Origin of the sequence: Pseudonocardia oceanicola, assembly GCF_047200735.1 — a bacterium.
Classification (GTDB): Bacteria; Actinomycetota; Actinomycetes; order Mycobacteriales; family Pseudonocardiaceae; genus Pseudonocardia.
Map to the genome: position 1 here is coordinate 171162 of NZ_JBJZON010000014.1, position 13246 is coordinate 184407.

General features: G+C 73.6%; 12 protein-coding genes. 11 read left to right on the forward strand and 1 reads right to left on the reverse strand.

The genetic code is table 11. The annotated features are described in order from the left end of the window. Positions 1-171 precede the first annotated feature (171 nt). Positions 172-849 carry a DNA alkylation repair protein gene (locus tag ACL02T_RS20495; RefSeq protein WP_412832330.1) on the reverse strand — a complete coding sequence of 226 codons (678 nt, stop codon included), beginning with the start codon at positions 847-849 and terminating at the stop codon, positions 172-174. A 93-nt stretch (positions 850-942) separates the two neighbouring features. Here ACL02T_RS20495 and argC point away from each other — a divergent pair, with 93 nt between their 5' ends. From argC to tyrS, 11 genes are all read left to right on the forward strand, one after another. Beyond that, positions 943-1977: an N-acetyl-gamma-glutamyl-phosphate reductase gene (gene argC, locus ACL02T_RS20500; RefSeq protein ID WP_412832331.1), complete on the forward strand. Its 1035-nt coding sequence runs from the start codon at positions 943-945 to the stop codon at positions 1975-1977. Then, the gene (gene argJ / locus ACL02T_RS20505; RefSeq protein WP_412832332.1) at positions 1974-3131 is read left to right on the forward strand and encodes a bifunctional glutamate N-acetyltransferase/amino-acid acetyltransferase ArgJ; all 1158 of its coding nucleotides are present in this window, start codon (positions 1974-1976) and stop codon (positions 3129-3131) included. The genes argC and argJ overlap by 4 nt, the downstream gene beginning before the upstream one ends. Further along, positions 3115-4014, forward strand: a complete 900-nt coding sequence (gene argB / locus ACL02T_RS20510; RefSeq protein ID WP_412832333.1) for an acetylglutamate kinase — start codon at positions 3115-3117, stop codon at positions 4012-4014. Before argJ ends, argB begins: the two co-directional genes overlap by 17 nt. Then, complete coding sequence (locus ACL02T_RS20515) at positions 4011-5189, forward strand: acetylornithine transaminase (RefSeq protein ID WP_412832334.1); 1179 nt, start codon at positions 4011-4013, stop codon at positions 5187-5189. Before argB ends, ACL02T_RS20515 begins: the two co-directional genes overlap by 4 nt. After that, positions 5189-6169, forward strand: a complete 981-nt coding sequence (argF, locus tag ACL02T_RS20520; protein WP_412832335.1) for an ornithine carbamoyltransferase — start codon at positions 5189-5191, stop codon at positions 6167-6169. Before ACL02T_RS20515 ends, argF begins: the two co-directional genes overlap by 1 nt. Positions 6170-6221: 52 nt before the next feature. Next, the gene (locus tag ACL02T_RS20525; protein ID WP_412832336.1) at positions 6222-6692 is read left to right on the forward strand and encodes an arginine repressor; all 471 of its coding nucleotides are present in this window, start codon (positions 6222-6224) and stop codon (positions 6690-6692) included. 17 nt (positions 6693-6709) lie between these two features. Further along, positions 6710-8143: an argininosuccinate synthase gene (argG, locus tag ACL02T_RS20530; protein ID WP_412832337.1), complete on the forward strand. Its 1434-nt coding sequence runs from the start codon at positions 6710-6712 to the stop codon at positions 8141-8143. Continuing rightward, the gene (argH, locus tag ACL02T_RS20535; protein WP_412832338.1) at positions 8143-9564 is read left to right on the forward strand and encodes an argininosuccinate lyase; all 1422 of its coding nucleotides are present in this window, start codon (positions 8143-8145) and stop codon (positions 9562-9564) included. Before argG ends, argH begins: the two co-directional genes overlap by 1 nt. Position 9565: 1 nt before the next feature. Continuing rightward, positions 9566-10231, forward strand: coding sequence for a DNA-3-methyladenine glycosylase (locus tag ACL02T_RS20540; protein WP_412832339.1), 666 nt, complete (start codon positions 9566-9568; stop codon positions 10229-10231). A gap of 16 nt (positions 10232-10247) precedes the next feature. Next, positions 10248-11273, forward strand: a complete 1026-nt coding sequence (locus ACL02T_RS20545; RefSeq protein WP_412832340.1) for an iron-siderophore ABC transporter substrate-binding protein — start codon at positions 10248-10250, stop codon at positions 11271-11273. 205 nt (positions 11274-11478) lie between these two features. Then, positions 11479-12750 (forward strand): tyrosine--tRNA ligase, encoded by a 1272-nt coding sequence (gene tyrS / locus ACL02T_RS20550; protein ID WP_412832341.1) that lies wholly within the window; start codon positions 11479-11481, stop codon positions 12748-12750. The last annotated feature ends 496 nt before the right edge of the window (positions 12751-13246 follow it).

Genomic DNA, 13246 nt, shown 5'->3' on the forward strand with positions numbered 1-13246 from the left:
CCTGACCCGATCCGCCCTGCCCACGCTCAGCCCGGCGGGTGAGCTGGCACCGGAGGTGCTGGTCCCCGGCCACTGCACGGGCTGACGCGCCCAGCACGCCCTCACCGCCGCCCTGCCCGCCGCGTGGATCGCCCCGAGCGCCGGGAGCACCTACACCCTCTGACCGCGGGGCTACAGGTGTTTGAGGGCTTCCCTCCGTGACAGGGGCGAGAGCTCGGGGTGGGCGTCGACGAACTCGCGCACCCAGAGCGGGTCCGTGCGGGCGAACTGGCGCAGCGCCCAGCCGATCCCCTTGCGCAGGAAGAAGCCCTCGTCCTTCAGGCTGGCCTCGATGGCGTCGGCGAGGAGGCCGACGTCGGTGTCGCCCTTGGCCTGCAGCTGGCAGAGGATCGCCGTGCGCCGCAACCACGGGTCGGGGTCGGTGGCCCACTGCCGCATCACCGGCGTGACGCGCCCGGGATCGCCGCGCAGCAGCGGCCCGACCAGGCGCGAGGCGATCTCGTCCACGTGGTCCCACCAGGCGCCCGTGACGACCCAGTGCCGGTAGCGCGGGAGCCAGTCCGCGTCGGGCCAGCGCGCGTACGTGCGGTATCCCGCCAGCGCGGTGGCCAGGTAGCGCTCCTCGCGGAACTCCGCCCCGTCCCACAGCGCCTCGACGGTGGCGGCCAGCGCCCCGTGCGTCGGCGGCGGCATCGCCTGCACGCCCTCCCGCAGGATCCGCGCACGGACCGGTTGCGGGACACCGCGGAAGGGCATGTCCGACTTCATGTACGCCTGCATGGCGGGCGCGGCCTCCGGGTCCGCGGCGGCCGCGAGCCCGGCGCGCAACGCGTCGGCCAGGGTGGTCATGAGGTCAGCCTAAGGCCGGGCGCCACCTCCTTCGGGGACACCGACCGGGGAACCGCTTTGCATGAGATTTCACGGTCCTGCATAATCTTGCGCGTGGTACGGATCGCGGTGGCGGGAGCCAGCGGGTACGCCGGGGGAGAGCTGTTGCGTCTCCTCCTGCAGCACCCCGAGGTCGAGATCGGTGCGCTGACGGCGGGCGGCAACGCGGGGCGACGACTGGGCGAGTTCCAGCCGCACCTGCTGCCCCTGGCCGACCGCGTGCTGGAGGAGAGTACGGCGGAGGTGCTCGGCGGGCACGACGTCGTCTTCCTCGCCCTGCCCCACGGGAGGTCCGCGGAGATCGCGGCGCAGCTCGGCGGGTCCACTCTGGTGATCGACTGCGGGGCGGACCACCGGCTGCAGGACGCCGACGCGTGGGACCGCTGGTACGGCGGCGAGCACGCGGGCCACTGGCCGTACGGGCTGCCCGAGCTGCCCGGCGCGCGGGACGCGCTGCGGGGCACCACCCGGGTCGCCGTGCCCGGGTGTTTCCCGACCGTCTCCTCGCTGGCCCTCGCGCCCGCGCTCGCGGCCGGCCTCGTGGGCCCGGAGGTCGTGATCACCGCCGTCACCGGGACGTCCGGGGCGGGCAAGTCCCTCAAGCCGCACCTGCTCGGCGCGGAGGTGATGGGGTCGCTGTCCGCCTACGGGGTGGGGGGCGTGCACCGCCACACGCCGGAGATCGCGCAGAACCTGTCGGGGGTGTCCGGTAAGCCCGTCTCCGTGAGCTTCACCCCCGTCCTCGCCCCCCTTCCCCGGGGCATCCTCGCGACCTGCACCGCGCCGCTGACCGGCAGCCAGGACGATCAGCGGGGCTCGCCGGCGCGGGAGGTCTACGACAAGGCCTACGCGGCCGAGCCCTTCGTGCACCTGCTGCCCGAGGGCCAGTGGCCCACGACCAAGGCCACGCTCGGGTCGAACACGGTCCACCTGCAGGTGGCGGTCGACGCCGACGCGGACCGGCTCGTGGTCGTCGCCGCGATCGACAACCTGGCCAAGGGCACCGCGGGCGGGGCCATCCAGTGCATGAACATCGCGCTGGGCCTGCCCGAGGTCACCGGCCTGCCGACCGCGGGGGTCGCGCCGTGAGCCTCACGCGTCCCCGAGGTTTCCGGGCCGCCGGGATCACCGCCGGGATCAAGGCCAGCGGCAAGCCGGACCTGGCCCTCGTCGTCAACGACGGGCCCGAGCAGACCGCCGCGGCCGTGTTCACCCGCAACAAGGTCAAGGCCGCCCCGGTGCTGTGGTCCCAGCAGGTCATGACCACCGGCACGCTGAAGGCCGTCGTCCTCAACTCCGGCGGGGCCAACGCCTGCACCGGCCCCGAGGGCTTCCAGACCGCGCACGCCACCGCGGAGAAGGCCGCCGAGGTGCTGGGGGCGGGCGCGATCGACGTCGCGATCTGCTCCACCGGCCTCATCGGCGCCCAGCTCCCGCGGGACGTGGTGCTGGCCGGGGTCGAGAAGGCCGCCGCGGCCCTGGAGGCCACGCCCGAGGCGGGCCTGGCCGCCGCCACGGCGATCATGACCACCGACACCGTCGCCAAGCAGGCCGTGTCGGAGCAGGCGGGCTGGTCGGTCGGCGGGATCACCAAGGGCGCCGGGATGATCGCGCCCTCGATGGCCACGATGCTGTCCGTGCTGACCACGGACGCGTCGGCCGACGCCGCGACCCTGGACCGCGCGCTGCGGGCCGCCGTCCGGGTCAGCTTCGACCGGCTCGACGTCGACGGCTCGATGTCCACCAACGACACCGTGGTCGTCCTGGCCTCCGGGGCCTCGGGCGTCACGCCGTCGGAGCAGGACCTGACCGCCGCGCTCACCGAGGTCGCGAAGGACCTCGCGAGGCAGATGCAGGCGGACGCGGAGGGCGTCACCAAGCGGATCCTCGTGCGGGTGACCGGGGCCGCGAGCGAGGACGACGCCGTGGTGATCGCCCGGACCGTCGCCCGGGACTCGCTGGTCAAGACGGCGCTCTTCGGCTCCGACCCCAACTGGGGCCGGGTCGCCGCGGCCGCCGGCTACGCCGACGCCGACCTCGATCCCGACAGGCTCGACGTCACGGTCAACGGCGTCACCCTCTGCCGGGGCGGAGTGGCGGCCGGGGACCGCGGGCTGGCCGACCTCTCCGGCGAGGACGTCCTCGTCGAGGTGGCACTGGGCCTGGGGTCCGGCGAGGCCGAGATCCTCACCACCGACCTCTCGCACGCGTACGTGGAGGAGAACAGTGCCTACTCCTCCTGACACGCCGGGGCGCCTCAAGCGGGCCGGCGAGAAGGCCGGTGTGCTGGCCGAGGCCCTGCCCTGGCTGCAGCGCTTCCACGGGCAGGTCGTCGTGGTCAAGTACGGCGGCAACGCGATGGTCGACGAGGAGCTGAAGCAGGCCTTCGCGCAGGATATGGTGTTCCTGCGGCTCGCCGGCATCCACCCCGTCGTCGTGCACGGCGGCGGCCCGCAGATCAGCTCCATGCTCAAGCGACTCGGCCTGCCCGGCGAGTTCCGCGGCGGGCTGCGCGTCACCACCCCCGAGACGATCGACGTCGTGCGGATGGTGCTGGTCGGGCAGGTGGGCCGCGAGCTCGTCGGGCTGATCAACCAGCACGGGCCGTACGCCGTCGGGCTCTCCGGTGAGGACGCCGGCCTGTTCACCGCCGAGAAGCGCACCGCGCTCGTCGGCGGCGAGCCGGTGGACATCGGCCTGGTCGGCGACGTGGTCGAGGTCAACCCGGCCGCGGTGCTCGACATCGTGAAGGCCGGCCGGATCCCCGTGGTCGCGGGCGTGGCCCCGGGTGCGGACGGGCAGGTCTACAACATCAACGCCGACAGCGCGGCTGCCGCGCTGGCGGCCGCCCTCGACGCCGCGAAGCTCGTGGTGCTCACGGACGTCGAGGGTCTCTACGCGAACTACCCCGACCCCGAGTCGATCATCTCCGCGCTGACGGCCACCGAGCTGGAGCCGATGCTCCCGGAGCTGGAGAGCGGGATGGCGCCGAAGATGGAGGCCTGCCTGCGGGCGGTGCGGGGCGGGGTCCCGCAGGCGCACGTGATCGACGGGCGGGTGCCGCACTCGGTGCTGCTCGAGGTGTTCACCAGCGAGGGAGTCGGAACGATGGTGGTGCCGTCATGAGCACGTACGCCGAGCGCTGGCAGCACGCGCTCATGAACAACTACGGCACCCCGCCGCTCACCCTGGTGCGCGGCGAGGGCGCGGTGGTGTGGGACGCCGAGGGCCACCGCTACCTCGACCTGCTCGGCGGGATCGCGGTGAACTCCCTCGGTCACGCGCACCCCGCCGTCGTCGAGGCGGTGACCCGGCAGATCTCCACGCTCGGTCACACCTCGAACCTCTACATCACCGAGCCGCCGCTGCAGCTCGCCGAGAAGCTCCTGGAGCTGCTCGGGCAGCAGAGTGCGCGGGTGCTGTTCTGCAACTCGGGCGCGGAGGCCAACGAGGCCGCGTTCAAGATCGCCCGGCGGACCGGGCGGCCGCAGATCGTGGCCTGCCGGGACGCCTTCCACGGCCGGACGATGGGAGCGCTGGCGCTCACCGGCCAGCCCGCCAAGCGCGAGCCGTTCGAGCCGATGCCCCCAGGCGTCGTGCACATCCCGTTCGGCGACGCCGAGGCGCTCGAGGCCGCGGTCTCCGAGGAGACCGCGGCGGTGTTCCTGGAGCCGATCCTCGGCGAGGCCGGGGTGATCGTGCCGCCGGAGGGCTACCTCGCGGCCGCGCGGGAGATCACCTCGCGCCAGGGTGCCCTCCTGGTGCTCGACGAGGTGCAGACCGGCATCGGCCGCACCGGGGCGTGGTTCGCCCACCAGGCCGCCGGCGTGGTGCCGGACGTCGTCACCCTGGCCAAGGGGCTCGGCGGCGGCCTGCCCATCGGCGCCTGCGTCGGCATCGGCGCGGCCGCGGATCTGCTCGGGCCCGGTCAGCACGGCACCACGTTCGGCGGCAACCCGGTGAGCTGTGCCGCGGCCCTGGCCGTGCTCAGCACGATCGACAACGACGGGCTGCTCGGGCACGCCGACCGGCTGGGCAAGGAGATCCGCGCGGCCGTCGAGGGGCTCGGGCACCCGCTGGTCACGGACGTCTCCGGGGCGGGCCTGCACATCGGCGTCGGGCTGGGCCAGCCCGTGTCCGCCGGGGTGGCGGCCAAGGCCCGCGAGCGCGGGTACCTGATCAACAACGCCGTGCCGACCCGCGTGCGGCTCGCCCCGCCGCTCGTCCTCACCGAGGAGCAGGCGCGGGGCTTCCTGCAGGACCTGCCCGGCATCCTCGACGAGTCCGGCGGGACGGTCTGATGAGCGTCGTCGCTGGTCCGACGCGCGGCGTCGGGACGGGCAGGGCACGGCACTTCCTGCGGGACGACGACCTGTCGCCCGAGGAGCAGGCCGAGGTGCTGGCGCTCGCCGCGGAGATGAAGGCGGACCGGTTCGCCCACCTGCCGCTGGTGGGGCCGCGGCCGGTGGCGGTGCTGTTCGACAAGTCGTCGACCCGGACCCGGGTGTCCTTCGAGGTCGGGATCACCCAGCTCGGCGGGCAGCCAGTGATCCTCGACGCGGCCGGCAGCCAGCTCGGCCGGGGCGAGACGATCGAGGACACCGCACGGGTGCTGTCCCGCTTCGTCGACGCGGTGGTCTGGCGGACGGCGGGCCAGGCCCGGGTGGAGGCCATGGCGGGCGCGGCCACGGTCCCGGTGGTCAACGCGCTCACGGACGAGTTCCATCCCTGCCAGGTCCTCGCCGACCTGCTGACGATCCGGGAGCGGTTCGGCCGCACGGGCGGTCTCACGCTCGCCTACCTCGGCGACGGCGCCAACAACATGGCGCACTCGCTGCTGCTCGGCGGCACGCTGGCCGGGATGCACGTGCGGATCGGGGCGCCCGCGGGCTTCGCCCCGCACCCGGACGTGCTCCGGGACGCGAAGGCCCACGGCTCGGCCACCGGCGGGTCGGCCGAGGTGGTGTCCGACCCACGGGCCGCGGTGGCGGGCGCGGACGTCGTCGTCACCGACACATGGGTCTCCATGGGCCAGGAGTCCGACGGGCTGGACCGGGCGGCGCCGTTCCGTCCCTACCAGGTGAACGCCGAGCTCCTGGCGCACGCGGGCGAGCGGGCGATCGTGCTGCACTGCCTGCCGGCACACCGCGGCGACGAGATCACCGACGAGGTGCTCGACGGCCCGGCGAGCGTGGTGTGGGACGAGGCCGAGAACCGCCTGCACGCGCAGAAGGCGCTGCTCGCCTGGCTGATGGACCCGGCGCGGTCGGGCCGGCGGTGAGCACGTCCCGGACGGCGGGAGCCCGGACGGCGGGAGCCGGGAGGGCTGCACCGTGACGGAGGCGCGCACCGGTGCGGCGACCCGGGCGGCCCGGCAGGCCCGGATCGTCGAGATCCTCAGCCATCGCGCCGTGCGCAGCCAGGGCGAGCTGCTCACCCTGCTCGACGCCGAGGGCATCGGCACGACCCAGGCCACGCTCTCCCGGGACCTCGACGAGCTGGGCGCCGTCAAGGTCCGCGGGGCGTACGTCATCCCCGACGACGGGAGTCCGGTTCGCGGCGTCGAGGGCGGCACCGCCCGGCTGTCCCGGTTGTTGGGGGAGGTGCTCGTGTCCGCGGACGCGAGTGGCAACCTTGCCGTCCTGCGCACCCCGCCCGGTGCGGCCCACTACCTGGCGAGCGCGCTCGACCGCGCCGCCCTGAACGACGTCGTCGGCACGATCGCGGGCGACGACACGCTCCTGGTGGTGGCCCGCGAGCCCCTCACCGGGGCGGAGGTCGTCGCGCGGCTGCTCGACCTGTAGACCAAGGAGAATTCGACGTGAGCAAGGTCCTGACCTCCCTCCCGAAGGGCGAGCGCATCGGCATCGCCTTCTCCGGGGGCCTCGACACCTCGGTGGCGGTCGCCTGGATGCGCGACAAGGGCGGGATCCCGTGCACCTACACCGCCGACCTCGGACAGTACGACGAGGCGGACATCTCCGGTGTCCCCGACCGCGCGAAGGCCTACGGCGCCGAGATCGCCCGCGCGGTCGACATCAAGCCGCAGCTGGTCGACGAGGGCCTGGCCGCGTTGGCGTGCGGCGCCTTCCACATCCGGTCGGGGGGCCGGACGTACTTCAACACCACGCCGCTGGGCCGCGCCGTCACCGGGACGCTGCTGGTGCGCGCGATGCAGGCCGACGGCGTGAACATCTGGGGCGACGGCTCCACCTTCAAGGGCAACGACATCGAGCGGTTCTACCGGTACGGGCTGATGGCCAACCCCGAGCTGCGCATCTACAAGCCGTGGCTCGACGCCGACTTCGTCCAGGAGCTGGGCGGGCGGGACGAGATGAGCCGGTGGCTCACCGCCCACGGACTGCCCTACCGGGACTCGGCCGAGAAGGCGTACTCCACGGACGCGAACATCTGGGGCGCGACCCACGAGGCGAAGACCTTGGAGCACCTCGACGTGTCCCTGGAGACCATCGAGCCGATCATGGGGGTGAAGTTCTGGGACCCGTCGGTCGCGATCGAGTCCGAGGACGTCACCGTCACGTTCGAGGCGGGGCGGCCGGTGGCCGTCAACGGCAGGCGGTTCGACAGCCAGGTCGATCTCGTCCTGGAGGCCAACGCCATCGGCGGGCGGCACGGCCTGGGCATGTCGGACCAGATCGAGAACCGGATCATCGAGGCCAAGTCGCGCGGCATCTACGAGGCGCCCGGGATGGCGCTGCTGTTCGCCGCCTACGAGCGGCTGCTGAACGCGATCCACAACGAGGACACCCTCGCGAACTACCACTCCGAGGGCCGCAAGCTCGGCCGGCTGCTCTACGAGGGCCGCTGGCTGGACCCGCAGGCGCTGATGACCCGCGAGTCGATCCAGCGCTGGATCGCCTCGCTGGTGACCGGCACGGTCACGCTGCGCCTGCGCCGCGGGGACGACTACACGATCCTGGACACCGAGGGCACCGGCTTCTCCTACCACCCGGACCGGCTCTCGATGGAGCGCGTCGAGAACGCCGCCTTCGGGCCCACGGACCGGATCGGCCAGCTCACCATGCGCAACCTCGACATCGCCGACTCCCGTGCCAAGCTGGAGGCCTACGCCGACCAGCCGGCCGAGCAGGGGACGGTGCTCGTCGAGCACGGCACGCTGTTCGGCGAGCTGCCCTCGGGCGGCTTCGACCGGATCGCGGCGACCGACCGGGCCGGCGAGCGCGATTCGGAGAAGTCCCTCGACGCCGCCGCCCTGGAAGCAGGGAACGACTGATGGCGGGCTCCGGGCTGTGGGGCGGGCGGTTCAGCGGCGGCCCGGCGGACGCGCTGGCCGCGCTGAGCAAGTCCACCCACTTCGACTGGCGGCTCGCCCCGTACGACATCCGCGGCTCGAAGGCGCACGCCCGCGTGCTGCACCGGGCCGGGCTGCTCACCGCGGCCGAGCTGGACGGGATGCTCGAGGCGCTGGGCAAGCTCGCGGCGGACGTCGAGTCCGGTTCGTTCGGGCCCGCGCCCGCGGACGAGGACGTGCACAGCGCCCTGGAGCGCGGCCTGATCGAGCGGGCCGGGGCGGACCTGGGCGGCAAGCTCCGGGCCGGCCGGTCCCGCAACGACCAGGTCGCGACCCTGTTCCGGATGTGGCTGCGGGACGCCGCGCGGCGGATCGCGTCGGGCGTGCTGGACGTCGTGGACGCCCTGGTCACGCAGGCCACCGCGTACCCGAACGCGCCCATGCCGGGCCGTACGCACCTGCAGCACGCGCAACCGGTGCTGCTGTCACACCAGCTCGCGGCGCACGCGCAGGCCCTGCTCCGGGACGTGGACCGGCTGCGGGACTGGGACAAGCGGGCCGCGGTGTCGCCGTACGGGTCGGGCGCGCTCGCCGGTTCGTCGCTGGGGCTCGACCCGGAGGCCGTGGCCGCCGAGCTGGGCTTCGACTCGTCGGCCGAGAACTCGATCGACGGCACCGCGGCGCGGGACTTCGCGGCGGAGGCCGCGTTCGTGCTGGCGATGGTCGCGGTGGACCTGTCGCGGCTGTCCGAGGAGGTCATCCTCTGGGCCACCGCCGAGTTCTCCTACGTCACGCTCGACGACGCCTTCTCCACCGGCAGCTCGATCATGCCGCAGAAGAAGAACCCCGACGTGGCGGAGCTGGCGCGCGGCAAGGCGGGCCGGCTGATCGGCAACCTCGCCGGGCTGCTCGCCACGCTCAAGGGCCTGCCGCTCGCCTACAACCGTGACCTGCAGGAGGACAAGGAACCGCTGTTCGACTCGGCCGAGCAGCTCGAGCTGCTGCTGCCGGCCGTCGCGGGCATGGTCGAGACGCTCGTCTTCCACACCGACCGCCTCGCCGAGCTGGCTCCCGCCGGGTTCACCCTGGCCACCGACGTGGCCGAATGGCTCGTGCGGCAGGGCGTGCCGTTCCGGGTGGCGCACGAGGCCGCCGGCGGGTGCGTCCGGGCGGCCGAGGCGCGCGGCGTCGGGCTCGAGGAGCTCGCGGACCGCGAGCTGGCCGCCGTGCACCCCGCGCTCACCCCCGCGGTCCGCGAGGTGCTCACGGTCGAGGGCTCCATCGCCTCGCGCGACGCCCGCGGCGGTACCGCGGGCGAGCGCGTCGAGGAGCAGCTCGACGGCCTGCGTCTCGCCTCCGCGGACGCGCGGGCCTGGGTGGGCGCCCCGGCGGTGACCGGCTGAGGTGGCCGCCCCGACCCGGCCGTTGATCGCCCGCGAGGAGCTCGCGGCGGACGTGCTCCCCGCAGCCGCCCGGCTCCTCGGCTGCACCGTCGAGGCGGACACCCCCCAGGGCCCGGTCGCGGTGGAGCTGGTCGAGGTGGAGGCCTACCGGGGGGCGGACGACCCGGCGTCGCACAGCTACCGGGGCCGGACCCCGCGCAACGCGGTGATGTTCGGCCCCGCGGGGCACCTGTACGTCTACTTCGTCTACGGCATGCACTTCTGCGCGAACGTGTCCTGTCTGCAGGACGGCGAGGCGGGGGCCGTGCTGCTGCGCGCGGGGCGGGTGGTGTCGGACCGGGGGATCGCGCGGGTCCGCAGGCCCACCGCCCGGCGGGACGTCGATCTGGCCCGGGGTCCCGCCCGGCTCGCCTCGCTGCTCGGGCTGGGCCGGGAGCACAACGGCGTCGACGTGACCTCGCCGGACTCGCCCGTGCGCGTGGTGGCGGGCGAGCCGGTGCCGGCCGAACGGATCCGCACCGGGCCGCGCGTGGGCGTGGCGGCCGCGCACGACACCCCCTGGCGGTTCTGGGTGGACGGGGCCCCGGAGGTGAGCCCCTACCGCCCGGGCCGGGTCCGGCCCGGGGCCGGACCTACGGGTCCCGAACTGGACACGCAGGATAGGTGACCCTAACCTTCGTGCCGTGTTCGATGATCGTCGGCCAGGCCGACTTCTCTCGCTCGTCGGCCTGGTGCTCGCCGGCGTCCTCGTCCTCGCCTCGTGCGGCGGCTCGGGCGGTGAGCAGTCCGGATCCGGGAGCACCACGCCGTCCGGCACGTCCGGCGCCTTCCCGACGACCGTGACGCACGAGTTCGGCTCCACGACCGTCCCGGCCGCACCCCAGCGCGTCGTGTCGTTGGGCTACACCGACCAGGACGCGATCCTGGCGCTCGGCGTGGTCCCGGTCGCGATCCGCGAGTTCACCGGCGACAAGCCCTCCGCGACCTGGGAGTGGGCGCAGGACGAGCTGCAGGGCCGGCAGCCGCAGGTGCTGCCCGTCGGCGAGGTCGGCACCGAGACGATCGCGGCGCTGCGTCCCGACCTGATCGTCGGCATCTCCGCGGGCCTGACCCGGGAGCAGTACGACACCTACTCGAGGATCGCGCCGACGATCGCGCAGCCCGCCGGCTTCGTCGACTACGGCACGCCGTGGCAGGACGCCACCCGACTCACCGGGCAGGCGCTGGGCAGACCCGCCGAGGCGGAGAAGCTCGTCTCGGACCTCGAGGCGCGGTTCGAGCAGGTGAAGCAGGAGTACCCGGTCCTGCAGGGGAAGACGGTCGCGGGCGTGCGGCCGAGCACGGCCGACACCGCGTCGTTCTTCGTGTGGAGTTCGCAGGACCTGCGCGCGCGGTTCTTCGAGTCGCTCGGGATGACGGTCCCCGCCGAGTTCGACCAGCTCGCCGGCGACAGCTTCTACGCCACGATCAGCACCGAGGAGATCGGCACGCTGGACCCGGTCGACGCGCTCGTGCTGATCACCGCGAGCGACCAGGAGACCCGGGCCTTCCAGGACCTCCCGGGGTACTCCACGCTCGCACCCGTGCGGGAGGGCCACGCCTTCACGCCGAACCCCGAGCAGAGCGCGGCCCTGTCCTTCTCCAGCGTGCTGAGCCTGCCGGTCGTGCTCGACACCCTGCCCGGCCAGATGGCGGCCGCCCTGGGCTGACCATGAGGATGGCGTAGCCGGTCCGGAACTGGTGGGCCGGTGGTCGACGACCCCGGACCGAACCACCCCGGGCCGACCACCCCGGGCCGACCATCCCGGGCCGACCACCCCGGCCGACCGACCCCGACCCCACGGCCCGTTCCCCGTGACCCGCGGGGGCGGGCCCGTGTCGTCCCCGGGCCTGCGCATCGGGGAGGATTGGCCCGTGAGCATCCTCGACGAGCTGGAATGGCGCGGCCTCACCGCGCAGACCACCGATCTCGACGCGCTGCGCCGGGACCTCGAGGGACCCGAGCCGCTCACGCTGTACTGCGGGTTCGACCCGACGGCCCCCAGCCTGCACGCCGGGAACCTGGTGCCGCTGCTCACCCTGCGCCGGTTCCAGGAGGCGGGTGCCCGGCCGATCGTCCTGGCCGGCGGGGCGACCGGGCAGATCGGCGACCCCCGGGACACGGGGGAGCGGAACCTGCAGACGGTCGACACCGTGGCCGAGTGGGCGGGGCGGATCCGTGGCCAGCTCGAACGGTTCGTCACGTTCGACGACTCGCCGACCGGCGCGCTCGTGGTCAACAACCTGGACTGGACGGGCGGCCAGAGCGTCCTGACGTTCCTGCGGGACGTCGGCAAGCACTTCTCGGTCAACGTCATGCTGGCGCGGGAGACGGTGAAGCGCCGGTTGGCCGGGGAGGGGTTGTCCTACACGGAGTTCAGCTACCTGCTGCTGCAGTCCCAGGACTACCTGGAGCTGTACCGCCGGCACGGCTGCCGGCTGCAGATCGGCGGGTCGGACCAGTGGGGCAACATCGTCGGCGGGGCGGACCTGATCCGTCGGGTGGACGGCGGGACCGCGCACGCGCTGACCACACCGCTGGTCACGGACTCCGAGGGACGCAAGTTCGGCAAGTCGACCGGTGGGGGCAACATCTGGCTCGATCCCGAGCTGACCTCGCCGTACGCCTGGTACCAGTACTTCGTCAACGTGGCCGACGCCGACGTCGGCCGGTACCTGCGGCTGTTCACGTTCCTGCCCCGGGAGGAGATCGAGGAGCTGGAGAAGGAGACGGCCGAGCGCCCGCACCTGCGGCTGGCCCAGCGCAGGCTCGCGGAGGAGCTCACCACGCTGGTGCACGGCGCAGGGGCGACGGCGCAGGTCGTCGCCGCGTCGTCCGCGCTGTTCGGGCGGGGGGAGATCGGCGGGCTCGAGGCCGGGACCCTGTCCGCCGCGATGGCGGAGGTGCCGACCACCGACACCTCTCTCGCGGCCGGCGCCACGATCGTCGATCTCCTGGTGGAGACCGGGCTGGTGGACAGCAAGGGCGCCGCCCGCCGCGCGGTGAAGGAGGGCGGGGCGTACGTGAACAACGTCAAGGTCGACGACGAGGGGTGGACCCCGTCGGCCGGGGACCTGCTCGCCGGCGGCTGGCTGGTGCTGCGCCGCGGCAAGCGCAACCTCGCCGGCGTCCGCGTGGCGGGCTGAGGACACGGGTCGCCGAGATCACACCCACGGGATCCGGGCCCGGCACGCTCCCACAGAGGAACGCGCCGGGCCCGTTCACATCCGGGAGCGGCGGCACCGGGCCGTGTCGACCGCGGGGGGCGATGGCAGGGAGCGGCCGAGCGGTCGTCCCGGGAAGCTCGTCGACAACCCGGAGTTGACCTGCGTGAACGGCAAAACCGACCCCCCGGTTTTCGGAGCCCCGGAGCGGGTGTGTAACTTTCTCTCTCGTCGCCACGGCGGTCAGCACGACAGACCGGGACGGGTTCTCCGGCCCAGAGTCAGACCGCAGGCGGGCGATGACAATCGGTCCGACCGGGCTCCTCGGGGCAGGGTCGGACCAGCGCGGAACCCCGGTGCTTGACTCGGCCGGTGGGCATGCGTAACATGGGGAAGTTGCCTCCGAGCGAATCGCTCTGGTAGGGTGACCATCCGAGAAGGAAGCCCCGGAGCGGGATCGCGGACGCGGTCCGGTGAT

Excerpts from the sequence above, each read along its gene's own strand:
- ACL02T_RS20495 (WP_412832330.1), bottom strand. The coding sequence starts at position 849 with ATGACCACCCTGGCCGACGCGTTGCGCGCCGGGCTCGCGGCCGCCGCG.
- ACL02T_RS20515 (WP_412832334.1), top strand. The coding sequence starts at position 4,011 with ATGAGCACGTACGCCGAGCGCTGGCAGCACGCGCTCATGAACAACTAC.
- argF (WP_412832335.1), top strand. The coding sequence starts at position 5,189 with ATGAGCGTCGTCGCTGGTCCGACGCGCGGCGTCGGGACGGGCAGGGCA.
- argH (WP_412832338.1), top strand. The coding sequence starts at position 8,143 with ATGGCGGGCTCCGGGCTGTGGGGCGGGCGGTTCAGCGGCGGCCCGGCG.